Genomic DNA, 21,321 nt, shown 5'->3' with positions numbered 1-21,321 from the left:
CTGTCATGGCCAAAGACAGAGAAGCCAAGACGGTGCCAACAGGCACGAAACCCTTCTCGCTCTTCGAGTGGATGCTCGCCGGGCGCTACCTGCGCACGCGACGGCGGGAAGGTTTCGTCTCGGTCATCGCCGGCTTCTCCTTCCTCGGCATCATGCTCGGTGTCGCCACGTTGATCGTGGTTCTCTCGGTCATGAACGGCTTCCGCAAGGAACTGCTCGACAAGATCGTCGGTATCAACGGCCACATCTTCGTGGCGCCGATCGAGAGCCCTCTCACCGATTATCCGGAGGTTGCTGCGCGCATTGCCGCCGTGCCGGGTGTCAAGCGCGCCATTCCGCTCGTCGAGGGGCAGGCCTTCGGTTCCTCGCAATTCAACGGCAGCGGTGTCCTTGTGCGCGGCATCCGCCCGGAGGATCTGCGCAAGATCGAGCATATTGCCGGCAATCTGCGTCAGGGCACGCTCGAGAACTTCGAGGAAGGCGAGGGGGTCGCCATCGGCCGTCGTCTGGCCGATGCACTGTCGCTCCAGGCCGGAGATACCTTCACGCTCATCACGCCGCGGGGAGCCTCGACACCTTTCGGTACAGCACCTCGGGTCAAAGGCTACCCGGTCAAGGCGATCTTCGAGATCGGGATGTCGGAGTTCGATTCGACCTTTGTGTTCATGCCGCTGACTGAGGCTCAGAACTACTTCAATCGGCAGAACGACGTACAGCTCATTGAGGTCTATCTCGATAACGCTGACAGGGTGGATCAAGCCCGCGTTGCCATCGAAGAGGCAGCGGGTCGTCCGATTCTGATGACGGACTGGCGCCAGCGGAACCGGACCTTCTTTGGTGCGCTGGAGGTCGAGCGGAACGTGATGTTCCTGATCCTCACGCTCATCGTGCTGGTGGCGGCGCTCAACATCATCTCGGGCCTCATCATGCTCGTGAAGGACAAGTCGGAGGATATCGCGATCCTGCGTACCATGGGGGCCACGCGGGGCGCCGTCATGCGTGTCTTCCTGATCACCGGTGCGTCGATCGGCATCGTGGGAACGATTGCTGGCTTCGGCCTCGGGCTGCTCCTCGCGCTCAATGTCGAAACCATCCGCGATGTCATCTCGCGACTGACGAGCACTAACCTTTTTCCGGCGGAGCTCTATTTCCTCAGCCGTCTGCCGGCCGAGGTGAACCCGACCGAAGTGGCGACCATTCTCATCATGGCGATGGTGCTGTCGCTGCTGGCGACCCTCTATCCCTCCTGGCGGGCCGCGAAGCTCGATCCGGTCGAAGCGTTGCGTTACGGATAAGCATGCCGCTAGCCCAGTCACAACCCGCCCTGCATCTCTCCAAGGTCGAGCGCCGTTATCCGCAAGGTGACAGCTTTCTCGAGGTGCTGCGCGGTGCCGATCTCGCGATCTGGCCTGGCGAGATCGTTGCTCTCATCGCGCCTTCGGGCACAGGCAAGTCGACCCTGCTTCATCTGGCCGGTCTGCTCGAAAAGCCCGATGGGGGCGAGGTCTTCGTGGGCTCAAAGCCGACGGCCGCCATGAACGACCAGGAACGCACCCGCATCCGGCGCGAGGAGCTCGGCTTCGTCTACCAGTTCCACCATCTCCTGCCGGAGTTTTCGGCGCTTGAGAACGTGGTGATCCCGCAGCTCATCCGCGGTCTGCCGAAGACGGAAGCCCAGGATCGTGGGACGCAGCTCCTCACATTCCTGGGCCTCGGCAAGCGCCTCGATCACCGTCCCGGCGAACTTTCGGGCGGCGAGCAGCAGCGCGTCGCCATCGCGCGAGCCGTCGCCAACGCCCCACGGTTGCTCTTGGCGGACGAACCCACAGGCAATCTCGATCCCAATACGGCAGACCGTGTCTTCCAGACTCTCGTTGCCATCGTCCGCGCCTCAAAGCTCGCTGCCCTGATTGCCACGCACAATATGGATCTCGCAGCGCGTATGGACCGCCGTGTAACGATCCGCGACGGACTGATTGTCCAGCTGCCCTAAAGCCTCGACATTATCGACTTAGTTGATCAACGCAGCGTCCGCGCTCCGGCAACAGGTGCCGTATTGCGTCTTAACGCTCTGTTGACTCCGTCCCGAGACGACAGCCTGCACAGGCTTTACACAGAACATCCAATGAACAAAGATGAACATATTGGGAACACGGAGATCAAACCATGCTTCGCTTCATCCTCGAGACCACCGCCGAAATCGCTTCCCTCGCAATGTTTGGGTCAGCCGTGGCAATCTGGGCTCTGGTCCTTTCTCCCATCGCTTGATACCGGGATCCACAACAACCCACCGGGATTCACAGGAACGTAGTCCTTGATACCGGAGGTTAGGCTTCCTTAGCAAAGAATCGTGCCACTATGCGTGCCGTTCGATGAGTAGAGTTTTATGGCGCGCATTCTTCACGATATCGGTTTTGTCCATCTTCATGTCCATTCCTCATACTCATTGCTTGAGGGGGCATTAAAGGTCGCGCAACTGGCAAAACTCGCCGCCGCCGACAAGCAGCCGGCACTTGCTCTCACCGACACCAACAATCTCTTCGGCGCCCTCGAATTTTCCGAAAAGCTTGCAGGCTCCGGCATCCAGCCCATCGCCGGTGTCCAACTCTCCGTGTGCTTCGAGGAGCCGGACCCGGTCGCCCGCGTGGTGCCGCAACCATCCAACATTGTACTGCTCGCGCAGACGGAGGAGGGCTATCGTAACCTCATGCGCCTCGTGAGCCACGCCTATTTCGGCGTGCCATTGGGGGAGGATCCGCGTGTGATGGCGCCGGTTTTGTCGGTCCACAGCGATGGGTTGATCGCTTTGACCGGCGGCTTCTCGGGACCACTCGATTGCGCCCTGCGCAACGGCGGACGCCAGGACCTGGCGCAGACGCGGCTCGACATTCTCAAAAACGCCTTCGGCCACCAACTCTATGTGGAAATTCAGCGCCATGGTCTCGAGGATGAGCGCCTGATCGAAGGGGAACTGCTCGCGATGGCGGACCGCAACGGGCTGCCCGTCGTCGCAGCGAACGAGCCCTTCTTCTCGTCGGCGAAGGATTATGAAGCGCACGACGCACTTCTGGCCATTGCCGAAGGGCAGATCGTCTCCAACCCCGATCGGCGTCGTCTTTCGCCGGAGCATCATTTCAAGACGCGCCGGCAGATGATGGAGCTGTTCGCGGATCTGCCGGATGCGCTGCAGGCCAGCGTTGAGATCGCCATGCGTTGTGCCACGCGTGTAAGAACCCGCAAGCCAATCCTGCCGAATTTCGGCACCGGTCCCGATGCTGATTCCCTGGACGAAGGCGAGGAGTTGAAGCGGCAGGCGGAAGAAGGGCTTGAGAAGCGACTCGCTGCGCATGGCCCCGCGCCGGGCCTGACTGAGCAGGATTATCGCGACCGCCTCGCCTATGAGATCGGCATCATCCGGAACATGAAGTTTCCTGGATACTTTCTGATCGTATCCGATTTCATCAAGTGGGCGAAGGATCACGACATTCCGGTCGGGCCGGGCCGTGGTTCGGGTGCAGGCTCGCTCGTCGCCTACGCGCTCACCATCACTGATCTCGATCCGCTGCGATTTGCACTGCTCTTCGAACGCTTCCTCAATCCGGAACGTGTCTCGATGCCGGACTTCGATATCGACTTCTGCGTCGAGGGCCGTGAACGCGTTATCGAGTATGTTCAGCAGCGTTACGGCGAGGAGCAGGTCGCGCAGATCATCACCTTTGGCACGCTGCTCGCCCGCGGCGTGATACGCGACGTCGGTCGCGTGCTCGAAATGCCCTACGGGCAAGTGGATAAGCTCACCAAGCTGGTGCCCCAGAATCCGGCCAATCCGGTAACGCTTGCGCAGGCCATCGAGGGCGAGCCGAAATTGCAGGCGGCTATCGATGAGGAGCCGGTCGTCAAGCGCATGCTCGACATCGCGCAGAAACTCGAAGGCCTTCACCGGCACGCCTCGACCCACGCCGCCGGCGTCGTGATCGGCGACCGCCCGCTTCAAGAACTGGTCCCGCTTTACAGAGATCCGAAGACCGGTATGCGGGTGACTCAGTTCAACATGAAATGGGTCGAGCAGGCAGGCCTGGTGAAGTTCGACTTCCTGGGCCTCAAGACGCTCACTGTTCTGCGCACGGCTGTCGACCTCATTCGGCGAAAAGGGATCGAGGTTGATCTCTCGGCTCTGCCGCTCGACGACCGCAAGACCTACGAGATGCTCCAGCGAGGCGAGACGGTCGGCGTGTTCCAGGTGGAGTCGGCGGGCATGCGAAAAGCACTCGTCGAAATGGAGACCGACCGTTTCGAGGACATCATTGCCCTCGTGGCGCTCTACCGTCCGGGCCCGATGGCGAACATTCCGGTCTATTGCGCACGCAAGCTCGGCAAGGACGAGCACAACAAGAGGGACTGGTACCCTCACGACAAGCTGGAGCCGATCCTGCGCGAGACTTTCGGCATCATCGTCTACCAGGAGCAGGTGATGGAGGTGGCGAAGGTCCTCTCCGGATACTCGCTCGGAGATGCAGATCTTCTGCGCCGCGCCATGGGTAAGAAGATCAAGGCCGAGATGGACGCCCAGCGCGAGCGCTTCGTCTCAGGTGCCACCAAGGGCGGTCTCGACAAGGCGAAGGCGAACGAGATTTTCGATCTTCTCGCCAAGTTCGCGGATTACGGCTTCAACAAGAGTCACGCGGCAGCCTATGCGCTGGTGGCCTTCCAGACAGCCTATCTCAAGGCCAATTATCCAGTCGAGTTCCTGGCTGCGTCGATGACGCTCGATCTCGACAATACAGACAAACTCGCAGAATTCCGCCGCGAGGCTCAGCGACTCGAGTTCAAGGTGATCCCGCCCTCGATCAACCGCTCAGGCGTCGTCTTCGACGTGACATATGACGGGGAGCGAAAGGGCCAGATTCTGTATGCCCTTGCAGCCGTTAAAGGCGTCGGGCGCCAGGCCGTCGAGAGTGTGGTCGAGGCGCGCGCTGACCAGCCGTTCAAGGATCTTGCCGACTTCGCCCGGCGCATCAATCCGCGCATGCTCAACAAGCGTACGTTAGAAAACCTGATTGCGGCCGGCGCCTTCGATGAGCTCGAGCCCGATCGTGCCAAGGCTTGTGCCTCCATCGATGCTATGATGAGTCTCGCCCAGCAGTCTCACGAGGCTGCCAATGGCGGTATGATGGATATGTTCGGCGGCGTCGCCTCGGCGGATGTGCAGTTGCGCATCGGAGCTTACGATCCGTGGCCTGCCGCCGAGAGGCTGCAGCGCGAGTATGACGCGGTCGGCTTCTTCCTCTCAGGACATCCGCTCGACGAGTACGGCGAACTCCTGAAGAAGCTGCGTGTGCAAACCTGGGTCGAATTCTGCCGTTCGGTAAAAGCGGGCAATTCCGTGGGGCGGGTCGCCGCCACGATCCTCGACCGTCAGGAACGCCGCACTAAGACCGGCAACAAGATGGGCATCCTTACCCTGTCGGATCAGACCGGGCAGTTCGAGGCCATCATCTTCTCCGAGGGACTGCAGCGCCTTCGCGACGTTCTGGAGCCCGGATCGGCCGTGGTCCTGATGCTGCAGGCCGGCCTTGAGGGCGAAGAGGTCAGAGCGCGCATCGGCATGGCCGAGCCCCTGGATGAGGCGCTTGCCAAGCATCAGAAGAGCATGCGGATTTTTCTGCGCGACGAGCGGCCGATCACGAGCGTGTTCGAGCGGCTCAAGGGGCGAGGTGAGGGAGAGGTGTCCCTCGTTCTCATCCTCGACGACGGCGACCGGGAGGTCGAGGTCAAGCTGCCCGGCAAGTACATGGCCACGCCTCAGGTCGCCGGAGCACTCCGAGCCGTGCCTGGGGTGGTGGACGTTCACATGAACTAAGCCGATCATGGCGGTGATGCTGCGGCATAAATCGAAAACCCATCGGAGAGGCAATGGATGGGCGGCTGTCTGATATCCGTATAGCGGTCGAGCCCGATCCCGGCGCATTCGCGAGGGAGATCGAGACGCGCCTTCTCGATTCCTTGAGGCAGAACGTTCCAGCTAGCGACTATGCACCCTTCGGAATTCTCGCCCGGGACAGCGAAGGCGCGATTCTGGGTGGGCTCATCGGTGGAACGTCCTACGGATGGCTGCTGATCAAGATGCTCTGGGTTGCAGAGGGCCTCCGTGGCCAGGGCCTCGGTGCCAGAATGGTGCGATTGGCCGAAGAGGAGGCCTCGAGCCGAGGCTGCCATGGCGCTTGGCTGGATTCGTCCAGTCAGCGCGCCCGAAACTTCTACATGAAGCTTGGCTATGAAACCTTCGGGATGCTGAAGAACCGGGAGGGGGAGGAGCCTCAGGGCCATGCCCGCTTCTTTCTCTGCAAGCGATTTCCATGCGCGGATAAGCCGGCTGAGGCGTCTCCCCGGCGCTGACATCCTCCGGCTTGCATTTCGGCGCCTTTACCCCTATATGCGCGCCTATCCCACACGCGGAATCCCCTCATGAGCCCATGAGGAAACCCCGGTGGCCGGCTCGACCGGTCCACTTGTTCCGCGGAGGCTTAACCGGAGAAAAACTTATGGCGCTTCCTGAATTCTCGATGCGCAGCCTGCTTGAGGCTGGCGCTCACTTTGGCCACCAGGCCCATCGTTGGAACCCGAAGATGGGTCAATACATCTTCGGCACACGCAACAACATCCACATCATCGACCTCGCTCAGTCGGTTCCGATGCTGCACCGCGCCCTCCAGGCCGTCAGCGATACGGTCGCCAAGGGTGGCCGCGTGCTGTTCGTCGGCACCAAGCGTCAGGCCGCCGATGCGGTTGCCGATGCCGCCAAGCGTTCGGCCCAGTACTATGTTAATGCCCGCTGGCTCGGCGGCATGCTGACCAACTGGAAGACGATCTCCGGCTCGATCCAGCGCCTGCGCAAGGTCGACGAGATCCTCGCCGGCGGCGGCCAGGGCCTCACGAAGAAAGAGCGCCTCATGCTCGCCCGCGAGAAGGAGAAGCTCGAGCGTGCTCTCGGCGGCATCAAGGACATGGGCGGTACCCCGGACCTGATCTTCGTCATCGACACGAACAAGGAGCAGCTGGCGATCCAGGAGGCCAAGCGCCTCGGAATCCCGGTGGCTGCCATCGTCGACACGAACTGCGATCCGGACGGCATCACCTTCCCGGTTCCTGCCAACGACGACGCCGGCCGCGCGATCTCGCTCTACTGCGATCTGGTTGCCCGCGCCGCTCTCGACGGCATCTCCCGCGGCGCCGGCGCGATGGGCATCGATATCGGCGAGTCCGAGAACCCGATGGCCGAGGAGCTCCCGGCGAACGACACGGCTGTGGCCGCCTATGAAGGCGAGCAGTTCGAGCGTCTGGCGGCCCCGCGTGGCGCGCCCGACGATCTGACCAAGCTGAACGGCGTCGGCCCGCAGCTCGAGAAGAAGCTGAACGAGGCTGGCATCTTCCACTACTGGCAGCTGGCCGCTATGCAGCCGGGCGATGTCGCCCAGCTCGACAAGGACCTGAAGCTAAACGGGCGCCTCGAGCGCGATGGCTGGATCAACCAGGCCCGCTCGATGATCGAAGCCGCTGCTGCGTAAGCCTCACGGCGCCGCAACATGCAGCGCCGCTTGAACGAATGATCGAGCCCGGCGTTCCACGAGCGCCGGGCTCCCTCTATGCGTGAACCTTTGAAAGGAAAAGCCATGGCGAACATTACCGCTGCGATGGTGAAAGAACTGCGCGAGACGACCAGCGCCGGCATGATGGACTGCAAGACTGCTCTTGCTGAAACCAATGGCGACATGGAGGCCGCGATCGACTGGCTCCGCAAGAAGGGCCTCTCGAAGGCTGCCAAGAAGGCCGGCCGCGTGGCAGCCGAGGGCCTCGTGGCTGTCGAGTCCTCCGGTCACACTGCCACGATCCTCGAGGTCAACTCCGAGACGGACTTCGTGGCCCGCAACGACCAGTTCCAGGCGTTCGTTCGCGAAGCCGCCAAGATCGGTCTGATGGGAGACGGCACCATCGAGTCGCTCGAAGCTACCCATTTCCCCGGTTCGCAGACGACCGTGAAGGATCGCCTGCAGGAGCTCATCGCCACCATCGGCGAGAACATGACCCTGCGCCGGATCGCGAAGCTCGAAGTGTCCAAGGGCGTGATCGCGTCCTATGTCCATAACGCGGTGACCGACGGTCTCGGCAAGATCGGCGTCTTGGTGGCGCTCGAGTCCGAGGGCGATGTGACCGTTCTCGGCACGCTGGGCCGCCAGATAGCCATGCATGTGGCTGCAACCAACCCGGTGGCCCTCGATGCTTCCGGCGTGGATCAGGCGACTGTCGAGCGCGAGAGCGCGATCCTGCGCGACAAGAATGCCGGCAAACCCGACCATGTCATGCAGAAGATCATCGAAAGCGGCCTGAAGAGCTACTTCAAGGAAGTCACCCTCCTGGAGCAGCCCTTCGTTCACGATCCTTCGAAGACCGTGACCCAGGTCCTCAAGGAAGCCGAGTCCAAGGCCGGCAAGCCGGTGACCCTCAAGGCCTTCGTCCGCTATGCGCTCGGCGAGGGAATCGAGAAGGAAGAGGCTCCTGACTTCGCCGCGGAAGTGGCCGCTCAGGCCGGTCTCAAGGCCTAAATCGAACCCGGGCAAACGGCGGCTCTTCAGCCGCCGTTTTCATGAGAGGATTCGAATAGAAAGGTCTGACGATGGCAACGTTCCGGCGCATCCTGGTGAAGCTCTCCGGTGAGGCTTTGATGGCCCCCGATGGGTACTGGCTCGACTCTCAGATCCTGTCGTCCCTGGCAGCCGACTTGGCTCAGGCTACCCGAGCCGGGTTCGAGATCGCCCTCGTCATCGGTGGCGGCAACATCATCCGCGGTGCCCGCATGAGCGCCGCCGGCTGGATCGACCGTCCTACCGCCGACTCGATGGGCATGCTCGGCACGGTGATGAACTCGCTTGCGATCGAGACGGCCCTCAATGCGGCCGGCGTTCCGGCGCGCACCATGTCGGCAGTCTCCATGCCGACGATCTGTGAAACCTATGCCCGTCAGCCGGCTCTGCATCATCTCGATAAGGGTCAGGTGGTGGTTCTGGCCGGAGGCACCGGCAATCCCTTCTTCACCACGGACACCGCTGCTGTCCTCCGCGCTGCCGAACTGCGATGCGATGCGGTCCTGAAGGCAACCCAGGTCGATGGAGTCTACTCTGCGGATCCGAAAAAGGACCCCAGCGCGATCCGTTTCGACCGCCTGACCCATGACGAGGCCATCGCTAGGGATCTGAAGGTCATGGATACCGCGGCGTTTGCCCTGGCGCGTGAGAGCAGGCTCTCGATCATCGTGGGCTCCGTGCACGCTCCCAGCTCGGTGACAGCTCTTCTCCAGGGGAAAGTGCCTTCCACGGTCGTTGCCCCTTGATCCAAGGGCCTTGATGCTGGACCTTGGGAAGCGTAAGCCCGTTTAAATAGTTCGCGTAAGGACAGAATCTGATGGCTACGACCTTCGAACTCGCCGATGTGAAGCGCCGCATGCAGGGCGCCATCAACGCTTTCAAGAACGACCTGGCTAGCCTGCGGACCGGGCGCGCTTCGCCGAACCTGCTGGATCCCATTCAGGTCGATGCCTATGGCTCCCTGATGCCGATCACCCAGGTCGCCACGGTCAATGTGCCGGAACCGCGCCTGCTGAGCGTTCAGGTGTGGGACCGCGGCATGGTGGCTGCCGTGGAGAAGGCTATTCGGGAATCGGACCTTGGTCTCAATCCCCAGACCGAAGGCCAGGTGATCCGCCTGCGCATCCCGGAGATGAACGAGCAGCGCCGCAAGGAGATGGTGAAGGTCGCGCACAAGTATGCCGAGGAGGCGCGTGTCGCGGTTCGCCACGTCCGCCGCGATGGCCTCGATCTCCTCAAGAAGCTTGAGAAGGATAGCGCTATCAGCGAGGATGACGGCAAGCGTCATGCTGATCAGGTTCAGAAGGCCACCGACCAGTTCGTAGCTGAGATCGACAGCCTTCTCGTGGCCAAGGAAAAGGAAATCATGCACGTCTGATCGTCAGGCGTGCATCGGGACGGAAATATGAGCGGCGAAGCCAAAAGGTCGGTCCCAAGCTTTGCCTGCAAGGAAGCAGGCGAGGGGATGCCGGCCCATGTTGCCATCATCATGGATGGGAATGGACGCTGGGCCGCTCAGAGAGGGCTGCCCCGGTTTGAGGGGCACCGGAAGGGGATAGAGGCGATACGCCGGGCGGTGAGAACCGCGGCCGAACTGGATATCCGCTACCTCACGGTCTACAGCTTCTCAGCGGAAAACTGGCGCAGACCGGCGGATGAGGTCTCCTACCTCATGGGACTCCTCAAGCGTTTCGTGCGCCACGACCTTGCCGAGCTCCATGCTAACAACATCCGCGTCCGGATTATCGGTGAGCGCGAAGGTTTGGTGTCCGACATCCGCCTGCTGCTCGACGAGGCGGAGCAACTTACCCGGTCCAACACCGGCCTGACCCTGGTCATCGCGTTTAACTATGGGGGGCGCCAGGAGATCGTCAGCGCCATTCGGGCTCTTGCGCGCAAGGTTCAGGAGGGGACACTCAATCCCGCCGATATCGATATGGATACGGTGGGGGCGGCCCTGGACACTCATGGCATTCCCGACCCGGACCTGGTGATCCGAACCTCGGGCGAACAGCGAGTGTCGAACTTTCTCACTTGGCAGACGGCCTATTCCGAGTTCGTTTTCCTGCCCTGCTTCTGGCCGGATTTCGATGAAGCGGCCTTCAAGGCCGCCATTGACGAATACTGCAGACGCGATCGCCGTTTCGGCGGTTTGAGCGCCAGGGCAGGCTGACAATGGTCGCAGACCAGGGTTCATCCTTGCCGTCCAGCCCTAAATCAGCCTCATCCAAGGAACTGACGAGACGGATTTTGTCAGGCCTTGTCATGATCGCCTTAGCGCTTCTGACGGCCTACTGGGGCGGATGGCCTTTCGCCCTGTTCTGGCTGGCGGCCGGTATCGCCATCATGGTGGAATGGACTGATATGACCGGGGTTGAGCCGCGCCGGCTGGTGCAGGCGATCCTGGGCGCTGGCCTTGCCTTGCTGACGCTGCTTTTTCTGGCCGGTGCGAGCTTAGGCTTGTCTGCGGCGGCCGGTTTCGCCTTTCTCGCAGCCGGTGTCCTCGCCACGAAGGGGATGCTGAACAAGAAATGGGCCGCTTCGGGCGTCCTCTATGCTTCGCTGATCGTTCTCGTTCCGCCGATCGTGCGCGACCATCTCGAGCTCGGTATCCTAGGCCTGCTTTGGATGTTCGCTGTGGTTTGGGCAACGGATATTGCCGCCTATTTCACGGGCCGCACCTTCGGCGGCCCTAAGCTTTGTCCCCCCATCAGCCCAAAGAAGACCTGGTCCGGGTTCATCGGAGGCGTCGTCGCGGCGGCCCTGAGCGGGGTGTTGGTCGCCTGGGCCGGGGAGAAATATGGACTGAGCCTGCCGTTCGGTCTCCTCGGCACAACTCTTATCTCTATCATCGCTTCCGTCGCGAGCCAGATCGGGGATCTCGGCGAGTCGGCTCTCAAGCGCCATTGCAATGTCAAGGATTCGAGCCATCTCATCCCAGGCCATGGCGGCGTGATGGATCGTCTGGATGGCTTCTGGGCCGTATGCCTCATCGTTGCGGCCGTTCTTCTGACCATTCGTTTCACCGCATAGGCATTGATGACCCGTTCCCTCACGATTCTTGGAGCAACCGGATCGATCGGGCGCTCGACCGCCGATGTCGTCCTGGCTCATCAAGATGAGTTTCGTGTTCAAGCCGTCGTCGGTGGGCGCGACGCCGCTGCTCTGGCGAAGGTTGCCCGGCAGCTTGGAGCCAAGTTCGCCGCTCTGGCCGATGAGCGAGAGGGCGACGCCTTAAAGCAAGCCTTGTCCGGAACCTCGATCGAGAGCGGCGCAGGCCCCACTGCTGTTCTCGAGGCTGTCGAGCGTGACGCCGACATCGTGCTTGCCGCAATCAGCGGGACCGCTGGCTTGGCTCCGACCCATGCGGCCCTGAAGCCCGGCAGGCGGATTGCCCTTGCCAACAAGGAAAGTCTCGTTTGTGCCGGCAACGCTTTCATGGCCGATGCCCGCCGTCTCGGCGTCGAGATCATGCCGGTGGATTCCGAGCATAACGCTCTGGATCATGCTCTCGCGGCGGGCCTCAACAGGGATGTGGAAAAGGCGGTGATAACCGCATCCGGCGGCCCCTTCCGTACCTGGTCCCGAGAGCGCATTGCAAGGGCCAGTGCGAAGGAGGCTTCGGCTCATCCGGTCTGGTCCATGGGATCGAAGATCAACATCGACTCGGCCACTCTGATGAACAAAGGGCTCGAGCTGATCGAGGCCCATCACCTGTTCGACCTTGAGGCCGAACGGCTCGGTGTGCTGGTTCATCCAGAGGCGATCGTCCATGGGCTCGTTCAGTGGAGCGATGGTGCCGTAACGTCCGGTCTCGCTCTGCCCGACATGAAGGTGCCGATCGCCAACGCCCTGAGAAATCAGAGGCGCCTGAAGATGGATCTGCCTCGTCTCGATCTCGCCGCGATTGGTCGATTAAGCTTCGAGCGTCCTGACGAGGGGCGGTTCCCATGCCTATCGCTGGCCAAGGCAGCGCTCAAGGCTGGAGGGGCATTGCCTACGATTCTTAATGCCGCCAATGAGATTGCTGTCGAGGCTTTTATGGCTGACCAGATCAGGTTTTATGATATATCAGAGATAGTTGAGAGGGTTTGCTCGACTTTTTCGGGAAGAAATATTCCTGCGCCGGCAACTGTAGCTGAAGCCCTCGGCGTCGATCAGGAGGCCCGACAGGCGGCAGGACACCTGATTCCGGCCTATGCTGAAGTGACGCGGCTCTGAAGAGCGCGAAAGGGACAACGATGGACTTTCTCACGATGATCAGTGGTGCAACAGGTTCCCTGTTCCTGACCCTGATCTCCTTCCTTGTGGTTCTCACGGTTGTCGTGTTCATTCACGAGTTCGGCCATTTCTGGGTCGGACGGCTCTGTGGGGTCGGCGTGACGGCCTTCTCCATCGGCTTCGGGCGCGAATTGATCGGCTGGACCGACAGGAAAGGCACTCGCTGGAAGATCTCCGCGATTCCCCTCGGCGGTTACGTGAAATTCGTCGGGGACCTCAACGCCGCCAGCGTTCCCGATCAGGATCAGCTTGATCGAATGCCGCTTGAGCAGCGGTCGATCAGTTTTCCCCACCAGAATGTGGCCAAGCGCGCCGCTATTGTCGCCGCGGGTCCCATCGCCAATTTTATCCTGGCCATCGCCATTTTCGCGGGATTCAACTACTTCAACGGGCGGCAGGTCCTCGAGCCGCGGATCGAAGCGGTCCAACCTGGAAGCGCCGCGGAGAAGGCTGGTTTCCAGCCTAAGGATCTGATCCTGACTGTGGATGGCCGACAGATCCAGACCTTCGCCGACATGCAGCTCATCGTGAGCTCCAGCGCCGGCGAGCCCCTGAACTTCACCGTCGAACGCAACGGTCAAGCTGTTGCCCTTACGGCAACGCCGAACTTCGTCGAAAGGACCAGCCCCTTCGGCAAGCAGCGCATCGGACTTCTCGGGGTCGAGGCATCGCGGGACCCCTCCGCGATCAAGCGTCTGACCTATACCCCCTGGGGAGCCGTCAAGGCTGCCGTAGTCGAAACCTGGAACCTCGTGGACCGGACCCTCAACTTCATCCGCCGCTTGGTGATGGGTTGGGAATCGGCCGATCAACTCTCCGGTCCCATCGGAATCGCCCGGGCCTCGGGGACCGCCTTCGACGTCGGAGGGGTCTACAGCCTGGTCAGTCTGATCGGCTTCATGTCGGTCTCGATCGGACTCATTAACCTTTTTCCCATTCCGTTACTGGATGGCGGCCATCTTCTGTTCTATGCCATTGAAGCGGTTCGCGGGCGTCCTTTGAGCGAAAAAGCCCAGGAAATCGGCTTCAGAATCGGATTTGCCCTGGTGGCGATGCTCATGCTTTTCGCCACCTGGAATGATCTTGTTCACCTTGGCACCAGTTTTCTGGCTCAGGGATCGTGACAAGGACGCCACGGTATTTAAAAATTGGTACTCTGTTGTGGATGCGCCGTTTGCAATAACGGCGAAAGTTTGTACAAGCGGTCCACACGGATAAGGTTGGGGGCACTCGTCTCCAACCTGCGGGGCCTTCCTCGCTAGTGACAGAATATAAAGAACGGGCCAGTTGATGATGTCGACGACCACTCCTCGCCGGAAAAAGCCGGCCACCACCGCCATTGTCGCGATCAGCGCGCTGATGGCCGGGATTACTGCCGCGGATAGCGCCTTCGCGCAGCAGGTGGCCCCGGGGAATCGCCGCGCTTCGGCTGCACAGGGCCCCGTTGTCAATCGGGTCGTGGTCGAAGGTAACAAGAGGGTCGAGAAGGCCCTGATCGAGGATCAACTGCAGGCTCGGGCCCGCGCGCCTTACAGCCAGGCTGCCGTAGACGCCGACGTCCAGCGAATTCTCGAGGTCTATCGCCGCTCGGGTCGTGGTCTTGCCCAGGTGACACCCCGCCTGGTCGATCTGCCCAACGGCACGGTCGACGTAGTCTACACCATCAACGAGGGTGACAAGACCGGCGTCAAGGAAATCCGCTTCGTCGGGAACAGCCAGGTTTCGTCCAGCCGCCTGCGTGGCATCATGCAGACCACCGAGACGAACCTCCTGAGCTTCCTCAAGAGCACTGACGTTTATGATCCGGACCGGCTCTCGAACGATCTGGACCTGATCCGCCGTTACTACCTGAAAAACGGCTATGCCGACTATCGTCTCGTCTCCAGCGATGTTCAGTTCGACGCCAACGCAGGCGGCTACGTCATTACCATCGCCGTGGAAGAGGGTGGGCAGTACCGGTTCGGCAACGTGAGCGTCGACCCTCGAATTACCGGCGTCGACGCAGAGGCTGTGCGCAGAGGGATCACGACCTCTGAAGGCGCGGTTTACAACGCCGAAGCAGTTGAGAGATCGGTTCAGGCGCTGACTACCAATGTCGGCCGCCAGGGCAATCCGTTCGCTCAGGTGCGTCCGGTCGGTACGCGCGATCCCTCGACCCGCACGGTCAACCTCGCCTATGTGGTCGAGGAAGGTCCGCGGATCTACATCGAGCGCATCAACGTGCGCGGAAACAGCCGTACCCGTGACTACGTGATCCGTCGCGAGTTCGAACTCGGCGAGGGCGATGCCTACAATCAGGTGCTCGTCGACCGCGCCGAGCGCCGCCTGAACAACCTTGGTTACTTCAAGCGCGTCCGTATCTCCAACGAGCCCGGCTCCTCGGCCGACCGTGTGGTCGTGAACGTGGATGTGGAAGATCAGTCCACCGGCTCGTTCGCCATTTCGGGCGGTTACTCGACGGCCGACGGCTTCATCGGTGAAGTCTCCGTAACAGAGACCAACTTCCTCGGCCGTGGCCAGTTCGTTCGTCTGGCCGGCCAGCTCGGCCAGCGCGCTCACGGCGTCGACTTCTCGTTCACGGAGCCGTACTTCCTCGGTTACCGGATGTCTGCCGGTATCGACCTGTTCTCGAAGTTCAGCGACCAGACCCGGTACTCCCGTTACGAGAACCGCATGACAGGCGGTACGCTGCGCCTCGGCCTTCCGATGACGGAAGAGTTCTCGATCACGGCACGCTACTCGCTCTATCAGCAGTCTCTGGACATCCCGAACGATACCGATCAGCCCTATAACGACTGCTCGGCTCCGATCCCGGGCTATACGCAGCTGAATGCCGATGGAACGCCGAACCGCCAGTTCTGCGAAGGCAACGGTGAAGCTTCCCTGGCAATCAAGGAATCGCAGGGCGACACGATGACGTCGCTTGCGGGCTTGACCTTCAACTACAATACGCTCGACAGCATCCGTGAGCCGCGCAACGGCTTCTATACTGAAGTCAAGACGGACTTCGCGGGTCTTGGTGGCGACTCGCACTACTTCCGCGTGACGGGTGATGCACGCTACTACCGCGAACTGTTCGAAGACGTGGTCGGTATCGCTCGCATCCAGGGCGGCCACATCATGGGCTTCGGCGACAACGGCAACGACTTCGCGCAGGGCGGCGACCTGCGCATTGTCGACCACTTCTTCATGGGGCCGTCGCTGGTCCGTGGTTTCGCGCCGAACGGCATCGGTCCGCGTGACATCTCGAGCCTCGACAGCCGTGCGAACGCCATCGGTGGCACCACCTATTTCGGCGGTACGCTCGAGGTGCAGTTCCCGATCTGGGGTCTGCCGCGTGAGCTGGGCCTGAAAGGCGCTGTCTTCGCCGATGCCGGTACGCTCTTCGGCTACGAGGGTCCGACCACCTTCGACGTGAACGGCAACAACTTCATCGATGGCTATTCCGGAACATGCGTGCGCGACGCATCCTCGACCGTTACGCAGGAATGCATTGACGTTCTCGACAGCAAGAAGATCCGCTCCTCTATCGGCGCCTCCATCCTGTGGACCTCGCCGCTCGGCCCGATCCGCTTCGACTACGCATTTGCGCTTTCCAAGGAAGAGGGTGTCTTGAGAGATGGTGTTCGAGTCGGCGAAGACCGCACTCAGGCCTTCCGGTTCTCGGGCGGTACACGCTTCTAATCGGGGAGGGCGCCGGTGGGCGCCCTCACTTATCGTTCATGACAGAAACCAATTTTTTTCCGCAAAGCCAGACGCTGAATCTGCGTCAGGTGGCGGAGATGGCGAATGCAACGCTCCCCGACGGCACCGACGGGGAGTTTTTGCTTAAGGGCGTCGCTCCTCTGGAAAGTGCAGGCCCAGGCGATCTCGCTTATATGGACAATCCGGCCTATGTAGCCGCTTTGACCGCAACGCGGGCTGGGGCCTGCCTCGTGACGCCACGCTTTGCCGCCAAGGTGCCGTCCCATACCGCCGCCATCGTGACCCCGCAGGCCTATCGCATCTTCGCACAGGTGCTCGGGATCCTGTTTCCCACTGCCATGCGGCCGGAATCGTCCTTCGCATCCACGGGTATCTCGCCGGGTTCCTTCGTCCATCCGTCGGCTCGGTTGGAGCATGGAGTGAAGGTTGATCCGGGAGCCGTCATCGGCCCCCATGCGGAGATCGGCGCGGGAACCCTGATCGGGGCCCATTCGGTGATCGGCCCTCAGGTGAAGATCGGGCGCGACTGCTCTATTGCCGCCAACGTGACTGTGACCCATGCCTTCCTCGGCAACCGGGTCATTCTTCATCCGGGCGTGCGCATCGGGCAGGACGGATTCGGTTTCGCCATGGGGCCCCAGGGGCACCTCAAGGTGCCGCAGGTCGGCCGCGTCATCATTCAGGACGATGTGGAAATCGGCGCCAATACGACCGTGGACCGGGGCGCCAGCCGCGATACCGTGATCGGCGAGGGCACGAAGATCGATAATCTCGTTCAGATCGCCCATAACGTTGTGATCGGGCGTCATTGCGTGATCGTTGCCCAGGTCGGCATCGCCGGATCCACGACGATCGAAGATTATGTGGCTCTCGGCGGACAGGTCGCCGTAAAGGGCCATGTGCGGATCGGCATGGGTGCCCAGATCGCCGCGACCAGCGGCGTCAACGGTGATGTTCCCGCCGGCGCCCGCTGGGGCGGCATCCCCGCTCGCCCGATGCGGGAATGGTTCCGCGAGATCACTGCTCTGAAAAAGCTTGCATCCCAGGACGATTCCGCCAAAGACGACGGTGCGTCTTCATAGGGTTCGTTGAAGGCATCCACTACCGCCTGGAGTTCACGTCATGTCCGAAGCGCCCACCACGCTTCAAACCGCCGATATCATGGAGATCCTGGAGCTGCTGCCGCACCGGTATCCATTCCTGCTGGTCGATAAGATCATCGAGATCGACGGCGACAATTCGTGCATCGGCATCAAGAATGTCACCTTCAATGAGCCACAATTCACGGGCCATTTCCCCTCTCGGCCGATCTTTCCCGGCGTTTTCCTGATCGAGGCGATGGCTCAGACGGCGGGTGCCATCTGCGTCAAGGCGAAGATTGCACAGCAGGCTAAGCCGAAACAGGTATTTTTTATGACGATTGACAAGGTGAAGTTCCGCAGACCTGTGGAGCCTGGCGACAGGGTCGAGTTCCACATGCGCAAGCTGAACAACCGCCGCAACATGTGGTGGTACAAGGGCGAGGCGAAGGTGGACGGCACGCTTGTCTGCGAGGCCGAGGTCAGTGCCATGCTGGTACTCGAATAATGGAACCCGTGATTCATCCGAGCGCCATCATTGAGGATGGCGCAAAGATCGGACCGGGTGTGAAGGTCGGACCGTTCTGCACCATCGGTCCCGAGGTCGAGTTGGGCGAAGGTTGCCAGCTCATGAGCCATGTGGCTCTGGCCGGGCGGACGACGATCGGTCCCCGGACGCGCATCTTTCCCTTCGCGTCCATCGGCCATATCCCGCAAGATCTGAAGTACAAGGGCGAGGCCTCGACGCTCGAGATCGGCGCGGATTGCATGATCCGCGAAGGGGTGACCATTAACCCAGGCACCGAGGGCGGCGGCCTGCGCACAATCATCGGCGACCGCTGCGCCTTCCTGGCCAATTCTCATGTGGGCCACGACACCAAGGTTGGTAACGACTGCATTCTTTCCAACAACGTGATGCTGGCGGGCCATGTCACGGTGGGCGATTTCGTGATCTTCGGCGGTGGTTCCGCCGTGATCCAGTTCGCCCGTGTGGGCTCCCATGCCTTCGTGGGAGGCATGTCCGGCCTTGAGAACGATCTCATTCCCTATGGCATGGCCATGGGCAACCGCGCGCATCTGGCGGGCCTCAACATCATCGGCCTGCGTCGCCGTGGCTTCACCCGCGAGCAGATCCACGACATCCGCCGCGCCTATCGTCTGCTCTTCGCAGACGAGGGCACCCTGTCCGAGCGGGTCGAGGATGTCGCCGGCGAGTTCGACGATCATCCCTTCGTGCACGAGATCCTCGACTTCATCCGGGAAGGCAAGGATCGCGCGATCTGCACGCCGCGGGACCCCGTCAATTCGGTCGGTTAGCACATCGTGCGGAAAAGTGGACCCGGTTTTCCGCACCCAACGATGCGCTCACCAAAGGAGGAAGCATCGGATCGATCCCAAAAGTGCAAGTCCACTTTTGGGTCCGATGCTCTAATGCCTGCAGGCCCGATTGCGGTTCTCGCCGGGGCCGGGCAGCTTCCCATCCAACTCGTGAACCATCTCGAGCGGACGGGACAGGAGGTGCGCGTACTGACCTTCCGCGGCTTTGCCGAGGCGGAGCTGCAGCGCCGCGCCCATGCCACCGTCGATCTTCTCGACCTCAAGACCATCATGAGCACCCTGGAAGGGTGGCGGCCGCAGGCCGTCTCCCTCGTCGGCGCCGTACGCCGGCCCGGCTTCTCCGCGCTCCTCAGTGCCTATTCGCTCTTGCGAAACATGCACGAGGTGAAGGAGGTCATCACCCGCGGCGACGATCAGGTTCTGCGAGGAGCCGTGATGCTGTTGGAAGAGCGGGGCCACAGGGTGGTCGGCGCCCATGAGCTTGCGCCGGATCTCGTTGCCGCCAGGACCTTGAGCGGTACTCGGAAACCCGGTGCCGACGATCACGAGGCCATCGCCCTCGGCCTCGATCTCCTCAAATCTCTCTCGGCGTTCGACATCGGCCAGGGGGCCGTCATTGCCCGCAGGCATGTTCTGGCAATCGAGGGACCGGAAGGCACCGACAGAATGATGCGCCGGGTGATGAAGATGCGGCAGTCCTGGTTCGGCCTTCGCCGGCGGGAAGAGGGCGGGGTGCTGATCAAGGCCGCAAAACGCGGCCAGGACCTCAGGGTCGACATGCCCACCATCGGGCCCCGCACCATCGTGGAGGCGGCCAAGGCAGGGCTTTCCGGCATCGCTATCGGCGCGGGCTCGACCTTCGTGCTGGAGCAGGAAAAAACTCTCCTCACGGCCGACCGTCTCGGCCTGTTCCTCATTGCGGTCGACCTGCCATGGATGGAGAGTTCCCTTGCCTGAGGACAAGCCCCTGACGATCTGGATCGTGTCGGGTGAGGAATCGGGCGATCAGCTCGGCGCGAAACTCATACGATCCCTGAAGGCAAGGCTTGGAGGTGAGCGCCTGCGCTTCGGCGGTGTGGGCGGACACGCCATGGAGAAGGAAGGGCTGAAGAGCCTGTTTCCTCTCGAGGAAATCGCCGTCATGGGTTTTTCCGCAGTCATCGCCCGGCTGCCCTCCATCTTGAAGCGCATCCGGGTCACGGCTGATGCGGTCGTGGCGGCAAAGCCGGACATGCTGGTCATCATCGACAGTCCCGATTTCACCCATCGGGTGGCCAAAGCGGTTCGGCAACGGGCGCCTCAGATCCCTATCATCGACTATGTCAGCCCCTCAGTGTGGGCCTGGCGACCCGGGCGCGCCCCAAAAATGCGGGCTTATGTGGATCACCTGTTGGCCCTGCTGCCTTTCGAACCCGCCGCCCATAAGCGACTGGGCGGTCCACTGACCACCTATGTCGGTCACCCGCTGATCGAGCGTCTTGCGGAGATCAGGCCTGCGCCCGGTGAGAGGGAAGGCGCCGACAATGGGCCGATCAAACTACTGGTTCTGCCCGGCAGCCGCCGCTCGGAGGTGAGCCGTCTCATGGAGCCATTCGGCAAGGCTTTGGCACTCCTGCAGCAACGCTCTCCGCGCCCGTTCGAGGTTACGATTCCTGCGGTCTCGCACCTCGCGCATGAGATCAGGACACGGGCAGAGTCTTGGAGCATGAAACCCAGGATCGTCGAGGGAGAAGGGGCAAAATGGGCTGCCTTCCGCGAGGCGGATGCAGCGCTCGCGGCCTCTGGTACCGTGACCCTGGAACTCGGGCTCTCCGGCGTTCCAATGGTGGTCGCCTACCGGGTCTCGAAAATCGAGGAGGTGCTCAAATATCTCATCAAGGCACCCTCCATCGTGCTCACCAACCTGGTGCTTGGCGAGAACGTCATTCCCGAGCTGATTCAGTGGGATTGCACCCCCGAGAAGCTCGCCGAGTCACTCCTTCCGCTTCTCAGCGACAGCCCGGAGCGCCAGAGGCAGATCGAGGCCTTCAGCAGGCTCGATGAACTCATGAAGATCGGTCATGAGGTGCCAAGCGAACGCGCGGCGAGGATCGTCGAAGAAGTGCTGGTCTCCAGCGGAAAAGCATAACCGTTTCTTGAGCGTGTCATCCTCGGCAGCCGCAGGCCGGGAAAGGGGATCTGTCCGCACGCTTGGGCCTGATGGATTCTCTTCTCCTCCGCTGACGCTCCGGCCGGGAGTGACACTCATTTGATGAGCAGCACAATGAAAAAGGGGCCTT

General features: G+C 61.6%; 18 protein-coding genes. All 18 read left to right on the top strand.

Annotated features, from left to right (window positions below):
* The first annotated feature begins 5 nt into the window (after window positions 1–5).
* The 18 genes from KHP60_RS02145 to lpxB all read left to right on the top strand — a co-directional run bounded on the left by KHP60_RS02145 (window position 6) and on the right by lpxB (window position 21,170).
* Window positions 6–1,295 (top strand): lipoprotein-releasing ABC transporter permease subunit, encoded by a 1,290-nt coding sequence (locus tag KHP60_RS02145; protein ID WP_213561931.1) that lies wholly within the window; start codon window positions 6–8, stop codon window positions 1,293–1,295.
* Between the two features lie 2 nt (window positions 1,296–1,297).
* Complete coding sequence (locus tag KHP60_RS02140; RefSeq protein WP_213561930.1) at window positions 1,298–1,993, top strand: ABC transporter ATP-binding protein; 696 nt, start codon at window positions 1,298–1,300, stop codon at window positions 1,991–1,993.
* Window positions 1,994–2,386: 393 nt separating this feature from the next.
* Window positions 2,387–5,860: a DNA polymerase III subunit alpha gene (dnaE, locus tag KHP60_RS02135; protein ID WP_213561929.1), complete on the top strand. Its 3,474-nt coding sequence runs from the start codon at window positions 2,387–2,389 to the stop codon at window positions 5,858–5,860.
* Between the two features lie 53 nt (window positions 5,861–5,913).
* Window positions 5,914–6,396, top strand: coding sequence for a GNAT family N-acetyltransferase (locus KHP60_RS02130; RefSeq protein WP_213561928.1), 483 nt, complete (start codon window positions 5,914–5,916; stop codon window positions 6,394–6,396).
* A 146-nt stretch (window positions 6,397–6,542) separates the two neighbouring features.
* Window positions 6,543–7,565 carry a 30S ribosomal protein S2 gene (locus KHP60_RS02125; RefSeq protein ID WP_213561927.1) on the top strand — a complete coding sequence of 341 codons (1,023 nt, stop codon included), beginning with the start codon at window positions 6,543–6,545 and terminating at the stop codon, window positions 7,563–7,565.
* A 105-nt stretch (window positions 7,566–7,670) separates the two neighbouring features.
* Entirely contained in the window at window positions 7,671–8,600 is a 930-nt protein-coding gene (gene tsf, locus KHP60_RS02120; protein WP_213561926.1) for a translation elongation factor Ts, read from the top strand.
* Window positions 8,601–8,671: 71 nt separating this feature from the next.
* Window positions 8,672–9,385: a UMP kinase gene (gene pyrH, locus KHP60_RS02115; protein WP_409366248.1), complete on the top strand. Its 714-nt coding sequence runs from the start codon at window positions 8,672–8,674 to the stop codon at window positions 9,383–9,385.
* 71 nt (window positions 9,386–9,456) lie between these two features.
* Window positions 9,457–10,017 carry a ribosome recycling factor gene (gene frr / locus KHP60_RS02110; protein WP_213561925.1) on the top strand — a complete coding sequence of 187 codons (561 nt, stop codon included), beginning with the start codon at window positions 9,457–9,459 and terminating at the stop codon, window positions 10,015–10,017.
* A 27-nt stretch (window positions 10,018–10,044) separates the two neighbouring features.
* On the top strand, window positions 10,045–10,812 hold the full coding sequence (locus tag KHP60_RS02105; RefSeq protein WP_213561924.1) for an isoprenyl transferase: 768 nt from the start codon (window positions 10,045–10,047) through the stop codon (window positions 10,810–10,812).
* Between the two features lie 2 nt (window positions 10,813–10,814).
* The gene (locus tag KHP60_RS02100; protein WP_213561923.1) at window positions 10,815–11,672 is read left to right on the top strand and encodes a phosphatidate cytidylyltransferase; all 858 of its coding nucleotides are present in this window, start codon (window positions 10,815–10,817) and stop codon (window positions 11,670–11,672) included.
* Window positions 11,673–11,678: 6 nt separating this feature from the next.
* The gene (gene dxr / locus KHP60_RS02095; RefSeq protein ID WP_213561922.1) at window positions 11,679–12,860 is read left to right on the top strand and encodes a 1-deoxy-D-xylulose-5-phosphate reductoisomerase; all 1,182 of its coding nucleotides are present in this window, start codon (window positions 11,679–11,681) and stop codon (window positions 12,858–12,860) included.
* A 20-nt stretch (window positions 12,861–12,880) separates the two neighbouring features.
* A complete protein-coding gene (gene rseP / locus KHP60_RS02090; protein WP_213561921.1) occupies window positions 12,881–14,044 on the top strand; it encodes an RIP metalloprotease RseP in 1,164 nt (387 codons plus the stop codon).
* A 166-nt stretch (window positions 14,045–14,210) separates the two neighbouring features.
* Window positions 14,211–16,604: an outer membrane protein assembly factor BamA gene (bamA, locus tag KHP60_RS02085; protein ID WP_213561920.1), complete on the top strand. Its 2,394-nt coding sequence runs from the start codon at window positions 14,211–14,213 to the stop codon at window positions 16,602–16,604.
* A gap of 38 nt (window positions 16,605–16,642) precedes the next feature.
* Window positions 16,643–17,707 (top strand): UDP-3-O-(3-hydroxymyristoyl)glucosamine N-acyltransferase, encoded by a 1,065-nt coding sequence (gene lpxD / locus KHP60_RS02080; RefSeq protein WP_213561919.1) that lies wholly within the window; start codon window positions 16,643–16,645, stop codon window positions 17,705–17,707.
* A 40-nt stretch (window positions 17,708–17,747) separates the two neighbouring features.
* Complete coding sequence (gene fabZ, locus KHP60_RS02075; RefSeq protein WP_213561918.1) at window positions 17,748–18,212, top strand: 3-hydroxyacyl-ACP dehydratase FabZ; 465 nt, start codon at window positions 17,748–17,750, stop codon at window positions 18,210–18,212.
* Complete coding sequence (gene lpxA, locus KHP60_RS02070) at window positions 18,209–19,021, top strand: acyl-ACP--UDP-N-acetylglucosamine O-acyltransferase (protein ID WP_213562159.1); 813 nt, start codon at window positions 18,209–18,211, stop codon at window positions 19,019–19,021. The genes fabZ and lpxA overlap by 4 nt, the downstream gene beginning before the upstream one ends.
* Window positions 19,022–19,135: 114 nt before the next feature.
* Window positions 19,136–19,999 (top strand): LpxI family protein, encoded by an 864-nt coding sequence (locus KHP60_RS02065; protein ID WP_213561917.1) that lies wholly within the window; start codon window positions 19,136–19,138, stop codon window positions 19,997–19,999.
* Entirely contained in the window at window positions 19,992–21,170 is a 1,179-nt protein-coding gene (gene lpxB, locus KHP60_RS02060; RefSeq protein ID WP_213561916.1) for a lipid-A-disaccharide synthase, read from the top strand. The genes KHP60_RS02065 and lpxB overlap by 8 nt, the downstream gene beginning before the upstream one ends.
* Window positions 21,171–21,321: the final 151 nt, after the last annotated feature.

This window comes from Microvirga sp. 3-52, assembly GCF_018383585.1.
Classification (GTDB): domain Bacteria; phylum Pseudomonadota; class Alphaproteobacteria; order Rhizobiales; family Beijerinckiaceae; genus Microvirga.
The sequence above is the reverse complement of the archived record's forward strand: the minus strand, read 5'-3'. Positions and strand labels throughout refer to the sequence as shown.

Bases quoted from the DNA above. Each gene is read 5' to 3' on its own strand.
- KHP60_RS02145 (WP_213561931.1), top strand. From the start codon at position 6: ATGGCCAAAGACAGAGAAGCCAAGACGGTGCCAACAGGCACGAAACCC.
- KHP60_RS02140 (WP_213561930.1), top strand. From the start codon at position 1,298: ATGCCGCTAGCCCAGTCACAACCCGCCCTGCATCTCTCCAAGGTCGAG.
- dnaE (WP_213561929.1), top strand. From the start codon at position 2,387: ATGGCGCGCATTCTTCACGATATCGGTTTTGTCCATCTTCATGTCCAT.
- KHP60_RS02130 (WP_213561928.1), top strand. From the start codon at position 5,914: ATGGATGGGCGGCTGTCTGATATCCGTATAGCGGTCGAGCCCGATCCC.
- KHP60_RS02125 (WP_213561927.1), top strand. From the start codon at position 6,543: ATGGCGCTTCCTGAATTCTCGATGCGCAGCCTGCTTGAGGCTGGCGCT.
- tsf (WP_213561926.1), top strand. From the start codon at position 7,671: ATGGCGAACATTACCGCTGCGATGGTGAAAGAACTGCGCGAGACGACC.
- pyrH (WP_409366248.1), top strand. From the start codon at position 8,672: ATGGCAACGTTCCGGCGCATCCTGGTGAAGCTCTCCGGTGAGGCTTTG.
- frr (WP_213561925.1), top strand. From the start codon at position 9,457: ATGGCTACGACCTTCGAACTCGCCGATGTGAAGCGCCGCATGCAGGGC.
- KHP60_RS02105 (WP_213561924.1), top strand. From the start codon at position 10,045: ATGAGCGGCGAAGCCAAAAGGTCGGTCCCAAGCTTTGCCTGCAAGGAA.
- KHP60_RS02100 (WP_213561923.1), top strand. From the start codon at position 10,815: ATGGTCGCAGACCAGGGTTCATCCTTGCCGTCCAGCCCTAAATCAGCC.
- dxr (WP_213561922.1), top strand. From the start codon at position 11,679: ATGACCCGTTCCCTCACGATTCTTGGAGCAACCGGATCGATCGGGCGC.
- rseP (WP_213561921.1), top strand. From the start codon at position 12,881: ATGGACTTTCTCACGATGATCAGTGGTGCAACAGGTTCCCTGTTCCTG.
- bamA (WP_213561920.1), top strand. From the start codon at position 14,211: ATGATGTCGACGACCACTCCTCGCCGGAAAAAGCCGGCCACCACCGCC.
- lpxD (WP_213561919.1), top strand. From the start codon at position 16,643: ATGACAGAAACCAATTTTTTTCCGCAAAGCCAGACGCTGAATCTGCGT.
- fabZ (WP_213561918.1), top strand. From the start codon at position 17,748: ATGTCCGAAGCGCCCACCACGCTTCAAACCGCCGATATCATGGAGATC.
- KHP60_RS02065 (WP_213561917.1), top strand. From the start codon at position 19,136: ATGCCTGCAGGCCCGATTGCGGTTCTCGCCGGGGCCGGGCAGCTTCCC.